15 protein-coding genes are annotated in these 16,489 nt (G+C 66.8%); 10 read left to right on the forward strand and 5 right to left on the reverse strand.

The window, feature by feature from the left end; all coding sequences use genetic code 11:
* Nucleotides 1-2: 2 nt before the first annotated feature.
* Nucleotides 3-1,901 (reverse strand): translational GTPase TypA, encoded by a 1,899-nt coding sequence (typA, locus tag NS6_RS17905; RefSeq protein ID WP_068043294.1) that lies wholly within the window; start codon nucleotides 1,899-1,901, stop codon nucleotides 3-5.
* A gap of 149 nt (nucleotides 1,902-2,050) precedes the next feature.
* Between typA and NS6_RS35215 the strand changes: the two genes are divergently transcribed.
* Nucleotides 2,051-2,227, forward strand: coding sequence for a hypothetical protein (locus NS6_RS35215; protein ID WP_168443446.1), 177 nt, complete (start codon nucleotides 2,051-2,053; stop codon nucleotides 2,225-2,227).
* A gap of 75 nt (nucleotides 2,228-2,302) precedes the next feature.
* A complete protein-coding gene (locus NS6_RS17910; protein WP_068043296.1) occupies nucleotides 2,303-2,593 on the forward strand; it encodes a 4a-hydroxytetrahydrobiopterin dehydratase in 291 nt (96 codons plus the stop codon).
* Here the strand turns inward: NS6_RS17910 and NS6_RS17915 are convergent.
* Nucleotides 2,538-3,800: a mannosyltransferase gene (locus NS6_RS17915; RefSeq protein ID WP_084471162.1), complete on the reverse strand. Its 1,263-nt coding sequence runs from the start codon at nucleotides 3,798-3,800 to the stop codon at nucleotides 2,538-2,540. The two genes, NS6_RS17910 and NS6_RS17915, sit on opposite strands and share 56 nt — an antisense overlap.
* 402 nt (nucleotides 3,801-4,202) lie before the next feature.
* On the opposite strand from NS6_RS17915, the gene NS6_RS17920 reads away from it, so the two are divergent.
* Both NS6_RS17920 and NS6_RS17925 read left to right on the forward strand, forming a co-directional pair.
* The gene (locus tag NS6_RS17920) at nucleotides 4,203-4,964 is read left to right on the forward strand and encodes an Rv1157c family protein (RefSeq protein ID WP_068043297.1); all 762 of its coding nucleotides are present in this window, start codon (nucleotides 4,203-4,205) and stop codon (nucleotides 4,962-4,964) included.
* A 72-nt stretch (nucleotides 4,965-5,036) separates the two neighbouring features.
* Nucleotides 5,037-5,384 carry a hypothetical protein gene (locus NS6_RS17925; RefSeq protein ID WP_068043299.1) on the forward strand — a complete coding sequence of 116 codons (348 nt, stop codon included), beginning with the start codon at nucleotides 5,037-5,039 and terminating at the stop codon, nucleotides 5,382-5,384.
* Between the two features lie 30 nt (nucleotides 5,385-5,414).
* Here the strand turns inward: NS6_RS17925 and NS6_RS17930 are convergent, their stop codons facing one another.
* Together NS6_RS17930 and NS6_RS17935 are read right to left on the reverse strand one after the other, a co-directional pair.
* A complete protein-coding gene (locus NS6_RS17930) occupies nucleotides 5,415-7,076 on the reverse strand; it encodes a PH domain-containing protein (RefSeq protein WP_084471164.1) in 1,662 nt (553 codons plus the stop codon).
* Nucleotides 7,073-7,585 carry a PH domain-containing protein gene (locus tag NS6_RS17935; protein ID WP_068043301.1) on the reverse strand — a complete coding sequence of 171 codons (513 nt, stop codon included), beginning with the start codon at nucleotides 7,583-7,585 and terminating at the stop codon, nucleotides 7,073-7,075. The genes NS6_RS17930 and NS6_RS17935 overlap by 4 nt, the downstream gene beginning before the upstream one ends.
* Nucleotides 7,586-7,748: 163 nt before the next feature.
* Here NS6_RS17935 and NS6_RS17940 point away from each other — a divergent pair, with 163 nt between their 5' ends.
* From NS6_RS17940 to NS6_RS17960, 5 genes are all read left to right on the forward strand, one after another.
* Nucleotides 7,749-10,328, forward strand: a complete 2,580-nt coding sequence (locus NS6_RS17940) for a bifunctional FO biosynthesis protein CofGH (RefSeq protein WP_068043428.1) — start codon at nucleotides 7,749-7,751, stop codon at nucleotides 10,326-10,328.
* A 221-nt stretch (nucleotides 10,329-10,549) separates the two neighbouring features.
* A complete protein-coding gene (gene fdxA / locus NS6_RS17945; protein WP_068043303.1) occupies nucleotides 10,550-10,873 on the forward strand; it encodes a ferredoxin in 324 nt (107 codons plus the stop codon).
* 13 nt (nucleotides 10,874-10,886) lie between these two features.
* Nucleotides 10,887-11,999, forward strand: a complete 1,113-nt coding sequence (gene dapC, locus NS6_RS17950; RefSeq protein WP_068043305.1) for a succinyldiaminopimelate transaminase — start codon at nucleotides 10,887-10,889, stop codon at nucleotides 11,997-11,999.
* A gap of 35 nt (nucleotides 12,000-12,034) precedes the next feature.
* Nucleotides 12,035-13,672, forward strand: a complete 1,638-nt coding sequence (gene pruA, locus NS6_RS17955) for an L-glutamate gamma-semialdehyde dehydrogenase (RefSeq protein WP_068043306.1) — start codon at nucleotides 12,035-12,037, stop codon at nucleotides 13,670-13,672.
* A gap of 49 nt (nucleotides 13,673-13,721) precedes the next feature.
* Nucleotides 13,722-14,681, forward strand: coding sequence for a proline dehydrogenase family protein (locus tag NS6_RS17960; RefSeq protein WP_068043308.1), 960 nt, complete (start codon nucleotides 13,722-13,724; stop codon nucleotides 14,679-14,681).
* Nucleotides 14,682-14,812: 131 nt separating this feature from the next.
* On the opposite strand, the gene NS6_RS17965 is transcribed toward NS6_RS17960, so the two are convergent.
* A complete protein-coding gene (locus NS6_RS17965; protein WP_068043310.1) occupies nucleotides 14,813-15,679 on the reverse strand; it encodes an oxygenase MpaB family protein in 867 nt (288 codons plus the stop codon).
* 128 nt (nucleotides 15,680-15,807) lie between these two features.
* Between NS6_RS17965 and NS6_RS17970 the strand changes: the two genes are divergently transcribed.
* Nucleotides 15,808-16,446 carry a TetR/AcrR family transcriptional regulator gene (locus NS6_RS17970; RefSeq protein ID WP_068043311.1) on the forward strand — a complete coding sequence of 213 codons (639 nt, stop codon included), beginning with the start codon at nucleotides 15,808-15,810 and terminating at the stop codon, nucleotides 16,444-16,446.
* Nucleotides 16,447-16,489 lie beyond the last annotated feature (43 nt).

A 16,489-nucleotide genomic window follows, 5' to 3' on the forward strand; every position in this document is an offset into this window, starting at 1 on the left:
GGTTACAGCGCGGCCCGGTCGCGGGCCTTGCGGCGGGACAGTTCCCGGGCCCGTTCATTGGAGGCCAGTGTCAGCTTGCGCACCCGCACGAACTCCGGGGTCACCTCCACGCATTCGTCGGCCGCGCAGAATTCCATGGCCGCTTCCAGATCCAGCTGCAGCGGTTTGGCGAGCGTCTCCATCACATCGGCGGTGGAGGAGCGCATATTGGTGAGCTTCTTCTCCTTGGTCACATTGATATCGAGGTCCTCGGCCCGCGGGTTGATCCCGACGACCATGCCCTCATAGGTTTCGGCGCCGGGTTCGACGAAGAACTGCCCGCGGTCGGCGAGCTGGATCATGGCGAACGGGGTCACGCTGCCGGACCGGTCGGATACGAGTGATCCGGTGTGCCGTGCCCGGATCTCCCCGGCCCACGGCGCATAACCGTGCGATACCGCGTTGGCGATACCGGTGCCGCGGGTCTCGGTGAGGAAATCGGTACGGAACCCGATCAGCCCGCGCGAGGGCACGATGAACTCCATCCGCACCCAGCCCGCGGCATGGTTGTTCATCTGCACCATTTTGCCTTTACGGGCGGCCAGCAGCTGGGTGATGGCGCCCAGATATTCGTCCGGGCAGTCGATGGTGAGCTCTTCGAACGGCTCGTGCACCTTGCCGTCGACCTGCCGGGTCACCACCTGCGGTTTGCCGACGGTCAGTTCGAAACCCTCGCGCCGCATCTGCTCGACCAGGATGGCGAGGGCCAATTCACCACGGCCCTGCACTTCCCAGGCGTCCGGGCGCCCGATATCGAGTACCCGCAGCGAGACATTGCCGACCAATTCCTGGTCGAGCCGCGATTTCACCATGCGTGCGGTGAGCTTGTGTCCCTGCACCCGCCCGACCAGCGGTGAAGTATTGGTACCGATGACCACCGAGATGGCGGGCTGATCCACCGTGATCCGGGGCAGCGCGACGGGCTCGTCGGGGTCGGCGAGGGTATCGCCGATCATGATGTCGTTGATACCGGCGACGGCGACGATATCGCCGGCCACCGCGACCTCACCCGGCTGCCGTTCGACACCCACGGTCTGCAACAGCTCGGTGATCTTGACGTTCTTCACACCATCCGCGTGCATCCACGCGACGTTCTGGCCCTTGCGGAGTTCGCCGTTGTGGATCCGCACCAGTGCGAGCCGGCCCAGGAAGGCCGAGGCGTCGAGGTTCGTGACGTGAGCCTGCAGTGGTGCGGTCTGGTCGCCCTTGGGGGCGGGGATGTTCTGGAGCAGTACATCGAACAAGGCGTCGAGGTTGTCCGCGTTCGGCACTTCACCGTTCTGCGGCTGCTCCTCGGATGCTTTACCGGCCCGGCCCGAGGCGTAGAGCACGGGCAGATCCAGGGCCAGTTCGGCGGCCTCGGCGGCGTCGTCGTCGAGATCGGAGGCGAGGTCGAGCAGCAGATCGTGGCTCTCCTCGACGACCTCGGCGATCCGCGCGTCGGGACGGTCGGTCTTGTTGACCACCAGGATCACCGGCAGGCAGGCCGCGAGGGCCTTGCGCAGGACGAAACGGGTCTGCGGCAGCGGCCCCTCGGAGGCGTCCACGAGCAGCACCACACCGTCGACCATGGACAGGCCGCGTTCGACCTCGCCGCCGAAATCGGCGTGGCCGGGGGTGTCGATGACATTGATGACGGTGACACTGCCGTCCGGATGGTGCCGGTGTACGGCGGTGTTCTTGGCGAGAATGGTGATGCCCTTCTCGCGCTCCAGATCGCCGGAATCCATCACTCGATCGACGAGTTCGGCGCGTTCGGCGAAAGCGCCGGACTGCCGCAGCATGGCGTCGACGAGCGTCGTCTTGCCGTGGTCGACGTGTGCCACGATGGCGACGTTGCGAAAATCGCGTGCAGACGACACGCCGGTTCCTCCTGATGGTTGGCTCTTGCTTATCGGCCGGACCCTGGGATCGGGGAGATACGGACTAACCGGCATCTGGGCCGTTTACACCCTACCGGGGCCGAGGTCGCCTGTTCGCGCCCCCCGAAGGTAAGGGTATGCTAACCCGCATGGGCAAGGTCAAGGCGAAAGAGGTGTCGAGCCTGAAGCCGAAGAAAAAGTGCTGTCGGAAGAAGACGCGCTGCGTGAAATGCCCTGTCGTGATCATGCGGATGAAACGCCTGGAAGCCACGGGCGCCACCGGTAAGGAATTGAAGAAGGGCCTGAAGAAGGCGCGCGCCGCGTGAGCTGATCTGTACCGGCCGGTGAATCCGCGGCGGCCACTCTTGTGAGAATGTGAATTCGCGGGGTACCACGGCGATATGACCACACCACTGCTCACCGAAACGCAGATCACCGATGCGCTCGATTCGCTGCCGGAATGGTCGCGTGCGGGCGATGCGATCAACCGCACCGTGCAAGCTTCGTCCTTCCTCGCCGGTATAGAACTGGTGCGCCGCGTCGCGGAGGCCGCCGAGGCGGCGAATCACCATCCGGATATCGATATCCGCTGGCGCAAGGTGACCTTTGTCCTGTCCACGCATTCCGCGGGCGGACTCACGGCACAGGACGTGGCGCTGGCCCGGGAGATAGATCGGCTGGCGGGGCGTTGACCCGGGAAACCGCCCGGCCCGCCCAGATGGTCCAGGCGTACAGCGCGAGCACCCCGATCACATCGACAGCGCCCAGCCACGACCACACCCCCCACCGCGAAATCGTCCAGATCGAATCCTGCAGGAACGACAGCACCCACGGCGCGCCCACCAAGGTGGTGACCAGCCAGTACCCGGCCAGGATCTTCGCCCCGGCCACCTCCCGGAACGGTCCGTAGAGCAGCCAGAGGACCGTCGGCAGCAGCCAGCCCCAGTGATGCGACCAGGAGATCGGCGATATCAGCAGGCCGAACAACTGCACGATCAGCACGGTACCCAGCAGATCATCGCGGCGCAGCGCTCGCCAGGCGAACCAGCCCAGTGCCGCCATCACCGCTGCGCCGGCGATCCACCACGGCCCGGTGCCGACATCGCTGCCCAGTATCCGGCTCAGCGCCCCGCGTAGCGACTGATTCCACACCGACCCCACCGGGCCGATCCGGTCGGCATCACCGAGCAGGGTGCCGAAGTAGCGGCGGGTCTCCTCGGAATTGATCAGGAAACTGCCGCCCACGGTCAGGCCGAAGGCCGCTGCCGACCAGGCTGCCGCGAGCCAGCGGCGCCGCGCCAGGAAATACAGGCCGCTGATCGCCGGTGTGAGCTTGATCCCGGCGACCACCCCGACCAGTGTCCCCGAGACCCACCACCGGGTACTGCGGACGGCGAGCATCACCCCGAGCATCAGGAAGACGTTGACCTGTCCGTAGTCGATTGTGGTGCGCACCGGCTCGAACCACAGGCCCACCGCCGTCCACGCCACGGTGGCGGCCCGCCAGCGTGGCTCGGTGAGCGCCCGGGGGCCCAGGACCAATTCGAACGCGAGACGCACCACCCAGTACAGGGCGCCGACGATCGCGAACAACCAGAGCACCGCGACCGCGGTGAACGGCAGGAAATGCAGCGGGAAGAAGACGACCGCGGCGAACGGCGGATACGTGAAGGGCAGCGGGAAATCCGGGGTCTTCTCGGCGTAGGTGAAATCGTAGAGACGGTCGGTGAGCAGCGACGCCGAACCGTCCACGTAGACGTGCAGATCCACCAGGTTCATACCGTTGGGGGTCAGCAGCATCCACAGCAGGCGCACCGCCACGCTGATCGCCAGCGCCGCCAGGGCCAGGCGAAACGGTGTGAACCCCCGAAGGTCGGTCCGGGCGCTGGGCTGATTCAAGACATGGGCTTTCGAGTCGGTCCGGGTCGGCGGCCGGACCCGGCGCGGCGGCAGGTGTTTCCGGCGCGGAATACATTAACCCGACCGTGCCGGGGCGCTGTGCGACCGGTTACCTCGATCGTTCGCCGGTGTCGGCGAGCCGAGGAGGACGGTGTCCGGATCAGGGGGCTCCCGCGCGACACACATACACATTCGACTCAAATTTCACACATGTCACAATGGTTGCCCGCTACTGTCTGGTATCACAGTGAAATAGGGGTCGCAATCGCTACCCCGGTGCTGTACAACGCGCGCCAGTGTCCTTAGAGTGACCCCGAAACGACGGCTTTTCAGCGTCGCCCAGATGTACCCGAGGTAAGGACGGCTAGACCAGTGCTTCGCACCCGAGGATCGCGGATCGCAATGTCCGCGCTCGCCATTGCGGCCGGCGCCTCCCTCGTGGCGCCCGCGACGGCCGTCGCGGCCCCGGCCACCGAGGCGTCGGTGAACAGCGTCCCGATGGTCCCCGAAGGGGTCCCGGTCGACGTTCTCGCCGCGCTGGCCCCGGTCATCGTCAACCCACCGGCGGCGCCCATCGCGCAGGACATCGCCGCACCGGGTAGCCCCCAGGCCGCGATCCTGGCCCAGGCCCGTGCCCTGCTGGACACGGTGAATCTGCCCCCGCAGATCAAATCGACCCTCGATCGGGTCATCACCTTCCTGGACGGAAGCGGTGGCGGCGGCCCCGATATCCCGGAATCCGGCCCGGTGATCGCCCAGTTCCTCTACCCGACGATCGGTAAGGGCTGCATCGCCCCGTCCGGTGATTCCGTCGGCACGGCCCTCGCGGTTCCCGGCCCGGCACAGCTGCCGCCGCCCGGCCCGGCCGCCGGCCAGACGGGATTCGTGTTCACCGCGCTCGGCACCGAACACCCCACGGCCGAACAGCCGCAGCCGATGACGGTGCAGTGGCGCAATATCGATACCGGCGCCGTCGGCACCGAGGTACTCACCGACGAAGCGAAGATCAACCCCGACGGTCCCGCGACGCTTTCGGCGATCGCGAACACCGGCACCGGGCGCGTAGTCGCGGTCATCGGCGGCGGGCTCACCACCCAAGCCACCGAAACCGAGGCGCGTACCTGCTCGTTCGCCCCGACCCTGGGCTTCTTCACCGTCGGCTGAAACGTGAACCCGCTGTATTTCCGGCGCATTCGTGCGCCGGAAATACAGGCCCGACTGTGGTAGACCGGGAATATGGCGACTGTCGAGCATTCGCACAGGTCGATCCGGAGTCGGCGCGCGCCGCGGTCGATCCTTTCCATCAGATCCGAGGGGTCGATCCTGTCGATCGGATCGGCGTATTCCATCCTGTCCATCGGCAGTGCCGGATCGGTACTGTCGATCGGTTCGATCGGATCCTTCGGATCGCTCATCTCCAGCGGGTCGTTCCTGAGCCTCGGTTCGGCGCTGTCCGGACTGTCGCGCTGGTCACTGCTGTCGTGGATGGGCAACCATTCGAGCCCGGACGAACGACCCGGGCTGCGGGTGGTCGCGGACGAACCCGACCTCCGGGTCGCCCCGACCTGCCACTGCCAAACCTGAGCTGTGTTATTTGCGGCGCCGCGAGGTGGGTCAGAGATCCGGGGTGACCTTCTCGATCAGGGGGCGGACCTGGTCGAGGGGGATGTCCGGGATCGAATAGACCTTTTTACCGGCGGCGGTGGCTGCCGAGAGGGTGGCCAAGCCGGCGCGGCGCTGCCAGAAGGTCTGCCGGACCGTCCAGCCGATGATCCCGGGAGCTTCCAGGCAGGAGCGTTCTCGGTCGAGGGAGCCGGATCGGACCACCAGCCAGGTGGGTGCGCCGGATTCCGCGGGGAGGACCGCGTGGCCGAGGCCGCGGTAACGGTCTTCGGCGAGCAGCGCGCCGATCGGGATCAGTGCAACCGGGATCAGCCACCACCACGCCGCGACCTGCCAGCCGGCAGCCGTGGGAATTGCCAGTGCCACCAGGAGCAGGGGCGCGGGCCAGCCCGCCCGGATATGGCGGCGGCGGCGGGCCGCCGGCCCGTGCTGGGTGAGCCGGACCCGGGCGGGCGCCTGAAGATGCTGTAGCGCGGCGGGATCCGGGTCGTGCTGATCACGCCGGGGGCGGAGCAGGTCGGCGAGGGTGCGTTCGACAGCCGGCCGGGGCGACTGCGGCAGAATTTTCTGTCTGGGGTTCTCGCCGGTCATGATCGCTTCGAGCTGGGCGGCGCCGGCCGAACGCAACAACAGCGGTTCGATGATCGTGGCACCGCGCAACCGGGCCGTATCGAGGGTGATCTGCCGAAGCGTGAACAGGCCGCGCCGGACCTGCAGTGTGCTGCCGTAATCGGTGACCCGCAGCCCGAAATACGTGATCAGATAGTGCGCACAGGCCGCCACGCTGACCACCACCACGAGGACGGCCAGGAACAGCACGCCGAGGATGATCAGTGCCGCGACGCCGACACCGCGCACCGTATCCACGGTCTCCCTGTCGACCCGGATTTCGGTGGAACCCAAGCCGAACTGGGCGGCGATACCGATGGCGGAAGCGGCGAGGGCGAACCCGGTCAGCGACAGCGGCGCGTAGCGCACCCACTCCGCCCGCCAATGCCCGATTTCGCGACCCACTGCGGTATCGGTTCCGCGGTCCGCCGCGGAATCGATACCGTCACCCGTCACCGCGCGCGTGTGGCCACTATCCGCGCCGGTGGGTTTCGGGTCGAGTGCGGATGCTCCGGGGCCGTCGGCAGAGATATGGGGCCGCCGTGTGTGCGCGAGCAGTTCGGTACGCAGCGGGCGCACCTGATCGGCGGCCAGCGCATCGAGAGTGAACCGATCGTCGGCTCCGGCTTCCTGTCCGGTACCGAGCACCACCGCGGCCAGGCCCAGGATCCGGTGGAGCGGGTCGGCCTCGATATCGACCGAACGTATCCTGGCCCGCGGCACCGATAATCGTTTCCGCTGGATCACGCCGGTGCGGAGTTCGACGTGGGTGGGACTCATCCGGTAGGTGGTGGTGAACCAGAGCGCGAGACCGTACGGCACGACGATGATCGGCGCCAGCAGACCCCACAGCGGATTCCCCGAGCCGATACCGAGCAGCGCGCCGCCGATCACCGCCGGAAAGAACTTCATGATCGCTTGCACCGGATGCACCAGCAGCATGCGGCGGTCGAGACGCAACCATGGTCCTTCGCCGGTGGTCACCCCCGGCGGCGCGCCGGTATCGGGGGCGGCTGTCGGCCGATCCTCGGCCGCGTCGCTCATGTCGCGTCCCCACGGTGCCGGGCCGCGATCTCGGTCAATTGCGCCACCGTCTTCTCGGCGAGCGCCCGGTCGAGCAACCCGATCCGGACAGCGCCCGCCGAGGAAGCCGTGGTGACGGTGATCGTCGAGAGCCCGAGCAGCCGCTCCAGCGGGCCGCGTTCGGTATCCACGGTCTGCACCCGGGAAATCGGCGCGACCCGGCTCTCCAGGGACAACCAGCCCACCCGGCTGTACACCGCCTCGTCGGTCACCTCCCAGCGGTGCACCCGAAACCGCCATCGGGGCACTACGATCGTCGCCAGCACGGCCACGGGAACCACGACCACCGCTACGGCTACGTGCCAGGAGCGGCGATCCGGATCGACAACAGCCCAGGCCACCAGCGCGGCGATAAGGACCAGCCAGGTCAGGGCGATTTCCACCGTCCACAACGTCTTCGCGCGGGGACTGGGCCGCCGAGCGGGATCGAGTAGCGGATCGGTGGACCTGGGCGGGCTGTCCGGCGACATGTATTCATGGTCGCACGCTTGTTCGGTGTTTCGGGTCGGACAAGATCGAACGGCGGCCCGGCGGTCCCCGCGTACGGCTGCGACCTGCACGGAATAGCCCGCGATACAGCGAGGTTGTGAACGCTCGACGACCTGGGAGGAGACAGTTCCGGATGTGTACCGCATGATCGAGGGCGTGACCGAACTACCCGAACCGACCGTCCCGACCCCCGTGCCCACGCCGTCCGCGATGCGACGGGCGCTGCGCCGGGCCCGCGACGGGGTCACGTTGAACGCCGACGAAGCCACCGTGCTGCTGCACGCCCGCGACGACGATCTGGCAGATCTCTGCCACAGCGCCGCCCGGGTGCGCGACGCCGGTCTCGAATCGGCCGGGCGACCGGCCACCATCAGCTACTCGCGCAATGTCTTCATCCCGCTCACCCACCTGTGCCGGGACACCTGTCACTACTGCACATTCGTCACCGTGCCCGGCAAATTGCGCGCACAGGGGCGCGGGATGTTCCTCGAACCCGACGAGGTGCTCGAGATCGCCCGGCGCGGCGCCGAACTGGGTTGTAAGGAAGCGTTGTTCACCTTGGGGGACCGCCCCGAGGCGCGCTGGCCCGAGGCCGCGCAGTGGCTCGACGAACGCGGTTACGATTCCACGCTGGACTATCTGCGCGCGGTTTCCATCCTGGTGCTCGAGGAGACCGGTCTGCTGCCGCATCTGAATCCCGGGGTGATGTCCTGGGAAGAGATCTCCCGTTTGAAGCCGGTCGCCCAGTCGATGGGGATGATGCTGGAGACCACCGCGACCCGGCTGTTCACCGAGAAGGGCAACTGCCATTACGGCAGCCCCGACAAGGACCCGGCGGTACGGTTGCGCGCGATCACCGACGCCGGCCGGCTCTCTGTGCCCTACACCACCGGAATCCTGGTGGGTATCGGGGAAACCATGGCCGAGCGGGCGGATACGATCCTGGCGATCCGCAAACAGCACAAGGCTTTCGGCCATATCCAGGAAGTCATCGTGCAGAACTTCCGGGCCAAGGACGATACCGCCATGCGGCACGCCCCCGACGCCGATATGTCCGAATTCCTGGCCACCATCGCGGTGACGCGGCTGCTGCTCGGCCCGGATGTCGCGGTGCAGGCGCCACCGAACCTGGTATCCGGTGCAGAATGCCGGGCACTGCTCGCGGCCGGAATCGATGATTGGGGCGGCGTCTCGCCTGTCACGCCCGATCACGTCAACCCGGAACGGCCGTGGCCCAACCTCGATACGCTGGCCGAGCTCACTGCGAGCGCCGGATTCGAGCTGGTGGAACGTACTTCCGCGCATCCGAAGTATGTCCGCGCCGGTAACCCCTGGATCGACCCGCGGATCGGCGTCCACGTCGCCGCGCTCACCGATCCGGAGACCGGGCTGGCGAAGGCCGGTGCGCTACCGGCCGGGCTGCCCTGGCAGGAACCCGACGAATCCTGGGAGTCCGTGGGCCGGACGGACCTGAACACCGCCATCGACACCGCCGGTCGCAATACCGATACCCGCAGCGATATCGACAACGCGTTCGGCGATTGGGACACCATCCGCGAACAGGCCCGTGATCTCGCCGCCGTGCCACAGCGGCTGGATGCCGATGTCCTGGATGCGCTGCGTGCCGCCGAGAAGGATCCGGCCGGCCTCACCGATGCCCAATACCTGGCGTTGGCGACCGCGGACGGGCCCGACCTCGAAGCCGTCGCCGGTCTGGCGGATCAGTTGCGCCGCGATGTCTGCGGCGACGATGTGACCTATGTGGTGAACCGGAATATCAACTTCACCAATATCTGCTACACCGGTTGCCGGTTCTGTGCGTTCGCGCAGCGCAAAGGCGACGCCGACGCGTTCACCCTCAGCACCGACGAGGTCGCCGACCGGGCCTGGGAGGCGCATGTGGACGGCGCGACCGAGGTCTGTATGCAGGGCGGTATCGACCCCGACCTGCCGGTCACCGGGTACGCGGATCTGGTGCGGGCGGTGAAGGCCCGCGTGCCGTCGATGCATGTACACGCGTTCAGTCCGATGGAAATCGTCAACGGTGCCTCCCGCGGCGGTGAAAGCATCCGCGATTGGCTGACGGCATTGCGGGAAGCCGGGCTCGGCACTATTCCCGGTACGGCCGCCGAAATCCTCGACGACGAGGTCCGCTGGGTGCTCACCAAGGGCAAGCTGCCGGCGTCGGCCTGGATCGACGTCGTCACCACCGCGCATCAGGTCGGAATCCGGTCGAGTTCGACCATGATGTACGGGCATGTCGACAATCCGAGCCACTGGGTGGGGCATCTGCGCGTACTGCGCGGTATCCAGGACGAAACCGGCGGTTTCACCGAATTCGTGCTGCTGCCGTTCGTGCATCAGAGCGCCCCGCTCTACCTCGCCGGCGCCTCCCGCCCAGGGCCCACCAACCGCGACAACCGCGCCGCGCACGCCCTGGCCCGGATCATGCTGCACGGGCGGATCCACAACATCCAGACCAGCTGGGTGAAGCTCGGCACCACCGGAACCCGGGTGATGCTGCGCAGCGGCGCCAACGACCTCGGCGGCACCTTGATGGAGGAAACCATCTCCCGGATGGCCGGCTCCCAGCACGGTTCGGCGAAAACGGTGGCCGAACTGACCGACATAGCCGAAGGTATCGGCCGCCCGGTCCGCGAACGCACCACCACCTACGGGGTCCCTCCGAGCCGCGGCCCGGTCCCCGGCCTCGAACTGGTCTGAGGAGGGTAGTCGGCGGAGGGCAGTCGGCGGAGGCCGGCCGGCCTCGAACTGCCCTCCGGCCCCTACTTTCGACTTTGTTCCACCCCGATAACAGGGCAATCGACCCTGAACCGCGTGACAGAATATTAGGACAGGCTCACCGGGGGTAGCGTTTGGGGCGCCAGGAATACTTGTGCGCGGGCGCAGTTACCCGGAGAAGAAGAAAGACTAGGAGAGCGGGAGTGACCTACATCATCGCCGAACCGTGCGTTGACGTGTTGGACAAGGCGTGCATCGAAGAATGCCCCGTGGATTGCATCTACGAGGGCGGCCGGATGCTCTACATCCATCCCGACGAATGCGTTGACTGTGGTGCGTGTGAACCGGTCTGCCCGGTGGAGGCGATCTTCTACGAGGACGACACCCCCGATCAGTGGAGCGGCTACGTGAACGCGAATGTCGATTTCTTCGACGAACTCGGTTCGCCCGGCGGCGCGACCAAGCTGGGCAAGGTCGATTTCGATCCCCCGTTCATCAAGGCACTGCCGCCGATGACCGAGGGTTGAGAGCGTTCGGTAGATGGGCACTGAGGTAACGCATCGTCGGCGGGTGAGCGCGACGCTGCCCGATTTCCCGTGGGACACCCTCGCCGAGGTGAAGGCGAAGGCGGCGGCGCATCCCGGCGGGCTGGTCGACCTGTCGGTCGGTACCCCGGTGGATCCGGTGGATCCGCTGATCCGGGCGGCCTTGAGTTCGGTCGCCGAGGTGCCGGGTTATCCGACGACCCACGGCACACCCGAATTGCGTGCGCAGGCCGTGGCAGCCTTGGCCCGGCGGTTCGGGATCACGGGTGTGGCCGAGGCGGCCGTGCTGCCGGTTATCGGGACCAAGGAGCTGATCGCGGGTCTGCCGCGGCTGCTGGGGCTCGGTGCCGCGGACCTGGTGGTGATACCCGAGGTTGCGTACCCGACCTACGAGGTGGGTGGTCTGCTCGCCGGTACCCGGATTCTGCGTGCCGACGGGCTCACCCGGCTGGGGCCGGAGAAGCCCGCGCTGATCTACCTGAATTCCCCATCCAACCCGACCGGCAAAGTGCTGGGTGTGGAACACCTTCGCAAGGTGGTGTCTTTCGCGCGCGAACGCGGTGTGATCGTGGCCTCCGACGAGTGTTATCTGGGCCTGGCCTGGGATGAACCGGCGGTGTCGATCCTCGATCCGCGGGTGTGCGATGGCGACCACACCGGCCTGCTGGCGGTGCATTCGCTGTCGAAGACATCGAATCTGGCCAGTTACCGGGCAGGTTTCGTCACCGGTGACCCGGAGCTCGTGGCCGAACTGCTGGAGGTCCGTAAACACTCCGGCATGATGGTGCCGTTCCCGATCCAGGCGGCGATGTCGGCGGCGCTGGCCGACGACGAGCACGAATCGGTCCAGCGGGAGCGCTATCGCGCGCGCCGCGAAGTCCTGCGCTCCGCGTTGCTGGGCGCAGGTTTCCGGATCGACCACTCCGAAGCCGGCCTGTACCTGTGGTCCACCCGCGACGAACCTTGCCGCGACACCCTGGCCTGGCTGGCGGGCCGCGGTATTCTCGCCGCCCCCGGCGATTTCTACGGCCCCGCCGGCGCCCGGCACGTGCGTATCGCCCTGACCGCCACCGACGAAAGAATCGCTGCCGCCGCCGGTCGTTTGTGAGCGTCAGGCCGGCTCCGGCGCGCTAGCCTGGGCATATGGACGCTGTCACAGTTGTCCCGACCCCCGTGAACGAACCGGTGCACACTTTCGCGCCGGGCAGCCCCGAGCGGGCACGCCTGCTCGGCAAGCTGGCCGATATCTCGGGCACCACCCTCGACATTCCGCTGGTCATCGACGGTAAGCACCGTCCCGGGATCGGTGAGCGCCGCGAGATCGTCGCACCGCATCGGCACCGGCAGGTGCTCGGGACCTATACGAATACCACTCATGACGAAGCCGCCGCGGCGATCGAGGCGGCGACCGCGGCCGCCCCGGCGTGGCGTGCACTGCCGTTCGACGAACGCGCCGCGGTGCTGCTGCGGGCCGCGGACCTGTTGTCCGGCCCGTGGCGGGAGACCGTGGCCGCGGCGACCATGCTCGGGCAGTCGAAATCGGCGGCGCAGGCCGAAATCGATGCGCCGTGCGAATTGGTCGATTTCTGGCGTTTCAATGTGTCGTTCGCACGCGGCATTCTGGCGCAGCAGCCGCAGTCGAGTCCGGGAGTGTGGAACAGACTCGACTATCGGCCGCTGGAGGGTTTCGTCTATGCGATCACTCCGTTCAATTTCTCGGCCATCGCCGGAAACCTCCCCACCGCGCCGGCGCTGATGGGCAATACCGTCGTGTGGAAACCGGCGCCCACCCAGACACTGGCGGCCTATTACACGATGAAACTGCTGGAGGCCGCGGGGTTGCCGCCCGGTGTGATCAATATGGTGACCGGCGACGGTATCGAACTTTCGGAGGTGGCGCTCACCGATCCGCGGCTGGGCGGTATCCATTTCACCGGCTCGGCGACTACGTTCCGGTCACTGTGGAGTCAGGTCGGTGCCGATCTCGGCCGATACCGTGGCTATCCGCGACTGGTCGGGGAGACCGGCGGTAAGGATTTCATTGTCGCGCACCCCTCCGCGGACCCGGTCGCCTTGCGCACGGCTCTGATCCGCGGGGCGTACGAGTATCAGGGCCAGAAATGTTCGGCCGCGTCGCGCGCCTATCTGCCGCGGTCGCTGTGGCGGGACATGGGCGACGATTTTCTGGGAGTCGCCGATTCGCTGAGTTACGGCGATGTGGCAGACCTGTCGAATTTCGGCGGTGCCCTGATCGATCGGCGCGCCTACGACAAGAGTGTGCGGGCGATCGAGCGGGCCCGTTCGGCGAATGTGGCGATTCCAGTGGGCGGCACCTACGACGACAGTGAGGGCTGGTTCGTCCGTCCGACCGTCCTGCTGGCGGAGGATCCCCGCGACGAATCGTTCGCCACCGAGTACTTCGGCCCGATCCTGTCGGTGTTCGTGTACGACGACGGCGCGCCCGGCGCCTGGGACAGCGTTCTGGCAGAAGTGGAATCGGCGGCCCCGTATGCGTTGACGGGCGCCGTATTCGCACAGGACCGGCATGCGGTCGAAGAGGCGTCCACACGGTTGCGGTTCGCGGCCGGCAATTTCTATGTCAACGACAAACCCACCGGCGCCGTGGTGGGCCAGCAGCCGTTCGGTGGCGCCCGGGCCTCGGGTACCGACGACAAAGCCGGATCCCCGCTGAATCTGCTGCGCTGGGTGGCGCCGCGAGCGATCAAGGAAACCTTCGTCCCGCACACCGATCACCGGTATCCACATATGGAGCGGGAATGAGCAGGCGGGTTCCCGCTGCCGCCGTGCTCCGGGACGGGCAGGAGGTCCGGTGAATCCGTTGCGCCCGGCGATACTCGCGGCCGCTGGGTCGGAGCGGGTGAAGCGGACGCTGACCACGAGCCCGGTGACCGCCCCCCTCGTCCGGCGTTTCGTGCCGGGGGAGACACGGTCCGAGCTGGTCGCCGCGGCTCGGGAACTGCTGGCGAGCGGGCGGGCGGTGAGCGTGGACTTCCTCGGTGAGTACACCACCGATCGGGCGCAGGCCGATGCCGCGGTCGCCGAGTATCTGGCGCTGATCAACGACCTCGCCGCACTGGATACCGCCGCGGTCCCGGCCGGGGCGGCACCGCTCGAGGTTTCGGTGAAACTCTCCGCGCTCGGCCAGTGGCTGGGGCCGGACGGCCCGGCGATCGCCACCGAGAACCTGCGCGTGCTCTGCACCAAGGCCGCAGAGGCAGGGGTCTGGGTCACTGTCGACGCCGAGGACCATACGACCACGGCGTCCACACTCGCCGCGATCCGGCGGGTACGTCCGGATTTCGCCTGGCTGGGCACGGTGATCCAGGCATACCTGTACCGCAGTGTGGACGACTGCCGTGATCTCGCGGCCGCCGGTGCGCGGGTGCGCCTGTGCAAGGGCGCTTATCAGGAGCCTGACACTGTGGCTCACCAGCATCGCGCCGATGTGGACAGCGCGTATCTGCGCTGCCTGGACGTGCTGATGCAGAGTTCGGCCCGGCCGCTCGTGGCTTCGCACGATCCCGCGCTGATCGCCGCCGCCACCGATCTGGCCGCCCGTGCCGGCCGCGGTCCCGGAGAGCTGGAGTATCAGATGTTGTACGGCATCCGCACCGACGAGCAGACGCGGCTCGCCGGCCGGGGCGAGTTCGTCCGGGTCTACGTCCCGTACGGGAACCAGTGGTACGGCTACCTGATGCGCCGGCTCGCCGAACGCCCCGCCAACCTCGGCTTCTTCCTCCGGGCCCTGACAACGCCCGCGCGCGCCTGACGCCGGGCACAGCGCCTCGGTGTCGGCGGCCGGTCATCGGCATTCGCCGGCGCCCGCGAATGTAGGGGTCCCTCAGCTGCTCCTGGAACGAATGTTCCCGGGCACAACCGACGTCGGCGCCGGAAACACACTCAGACCAGTGGTTTGCCCTTGCGCATGCGGCGGCGCATATCCCACAGGTAGTAGTTCATGGGGAACTGACGTAGGAAGCGCGGCTGGAGTTTCATGCCGAAGCCGATGACCTTCATCGTCCGGTCGAACCAGCGCTGATTGCCCTCGGTCCAGTCCATGTACATCGCCTGCCGGATCTGCGGGGGCAGGCAGCCGGAGACGACGAACCGGTGGAATTTCGCCGATACCCACCGAACCGGTAGCGGCAGCATCTTCAGGTCGATGAGGTCGTTGAAGTAGGCGCGGGTGGTGTCGTCGATGTCGAGATTGTCGAGGTTGTCTTCCCAGAACTCCCAGAACGCGGCCCGGTTCGGCGGCCACATTTCCGGGCGCACCTGCAGGGTGGTGCCGAGCCGGATGCTGTGGGCGTAGAAGGTGTCGGCGGTGGCTTCGTCCATGGGGCCCTGGACTTTTTCCAGGAGGTCGACGAAGCCGAAGTACAGGCAGGCCGCGACCCAGAGCTGGAGTTTGGGATCGAACGCGTTGTACTTGACCGGGCTGGTGGGTTTGGTACGGATATGGCGGTGGGAGGTGTTGACCGCGAGCCGGTAGGCATTGCGTTCCTCCTCGGTGCCCAGCATCGCGACCGACAGGTAGGTGAGGGTGGTGCGGAGCCGTTTGAACGGGTGCACCATCACGTTGCCGCTTTTGACGTCGCTCTCCATGACGCCGTAGGCGACCGGTCGCAAACCCAGCTGCATGATCACGTTCGCGGTGCCGCCGAGGAAGGCGGTGATTCCGACGATATGGTCTTCGACGTCGAAATCGGGGGCGTAGAGCGGCCGGGGTTCGGGTTCGCTCTGTGACATGGGCTGGGGAGCGGTCATCAGTGACCTCTTTCCTATGAGAAGATTATATGATAACCATCTCATTCACTCGATGTCGCGTCAACCATCATCGTAATTGTGCGATGCTTACTGTGTCATTGCATCACCGAGCGCGAGAGGGTGCCGAGATGGGTGCGCTGGCTCAACTGTTGCCACTGGTGCGATCGGCGCGCCGCGATCAAGATCAATCGGTATTGTCCGCCGCGCTGCAGGCGTTTCTCGATTTCGGGATCAAACGCACCAGCATGGTGGAGGTCGCGCGGCGCGGCGGGCTCTCGCTGGCCACGTTGTACCGCCGCTTCTCCAGTAAATCCGATCTGATCCAAGCCGTGGGGCTGCAGCAGACCCGAGAGTTCATCGAGGGTGTCGATGCCGCGGTGCAACAACAGATCGATCGCGATGCGGGTGCCGAAGCCCAGATCGTCGAACTGTTCGTGGCCTTCCTCGACGGCCTGCGCGGCAACCGGTTGCTGGACCGCCTGCTCGATACCGAACCCGAGATCGTATTGCCGTACCTGACGACCAAGGGTGCCCCGGTGATCGAACTCGGCCGCGACTACCTCGCCGAATTCGTCACCCGTCTGCAGGCCGAAGGGAAACTGCCGGCCTACGATCCACTGCCGGTAGCCGAGATGGTCGCGCGTACCGCATTGTCGCTCGCGCTGACTCCGCAGACGGTGATTCCACTGGACGACGATATTGCCGTCCGGAAATACGCGCGCGATCATGTCGCGGTCTCGTTCCGGGTACCGGTCACGGATTCCTGAATTCGAATCGACCTGTTTTCGCATTTGTATTCGGCGCAGGCGT

It is taken from the genome of Nocardia speluncae NBRC 108251 (assembly GCF_001613245.1).
Taxonomy (GTDB): domain Bacteria; phylum Actinomycetota; class Actinomycetes; order Mycobacteriales; family Mycobacteriaceae; genus Nocardia; species Nocardia speluncae.

Coding starts and splice junctions, on each gene's coding strand:
- NS6_RS35215 (WP_168443446.1), top strand. CDS start 2,051: ATGGGCAAGGTCAAGGCGAAAGAGGTGTCGAGCCTGAAGCCGAAGAAA.
- NS6_RS17910 (WP_068043296.1), top strand. CDS start 2,303: ATGACCACACCACTGCTCACCGAAACGCAGATCACCGATGCGCTCGAT.
- NS6_RS17920 (WP_068043297.1), top strand. CDS start 4,203: ATGTCCGCGCTCGCCATTGCGGCCGGCGCCTCCCTCGTGGCGCCCGCG.
- NS6_RS17925 (WP_068043299.1), top strand. CDS start 5,037: ATGGCGACTGTCGAGCATTCGCACAGGTCGATCCGGAGTCGGCGCGCG.
- NS6_RS17930 (WP_084471164.1), bottom strand. CDS start 7,076: ATGAGCGACGCGGCCGAGGATCGGCCGACAGCCGCCCCCGATACCGGC.
- NS6_RS17935 (WP_068043301.1), bottom strand. CDS start 7,585: ATGTCGCCGGACAGCCCGCCCAGGTCCACCGATCCGCTACTCGATCCC.
- NS6_RS17940 (WP_068043428.1), top strand. CDS start 7,749: ATGATCGAGGGCGTGACCGAACTACCCGAACCGACCGTCCCGACCCCC.
- dapC (WP_068043305.1), top strand. CDS start 10,887: ATGGGCACTGAGGTAACGCATCGTCGGCGGGTGAGCGCGACGCTGCCC.
- pruA (WP_068043306.1), top strand. CDS start 12,035: ATGGACGCTGTCACAGTTGTCCCGACCCCCGTGAACGAACCGGTGCAC.
- NS6_RS17965 (WP_068043310.1), bottom strand. CDS start 15,679: ATGACCGCTCCCCAGCCCATGTCACAGAGCGAACCCGAACCCCGGCCG.
- NS6_RS17970 (WP_068043311.1), top strand. CDS start 15,808: ATGGGTGCGCTGGCTCAACTGTTGCCACTGGTGCGATCGGCGCGCCGC.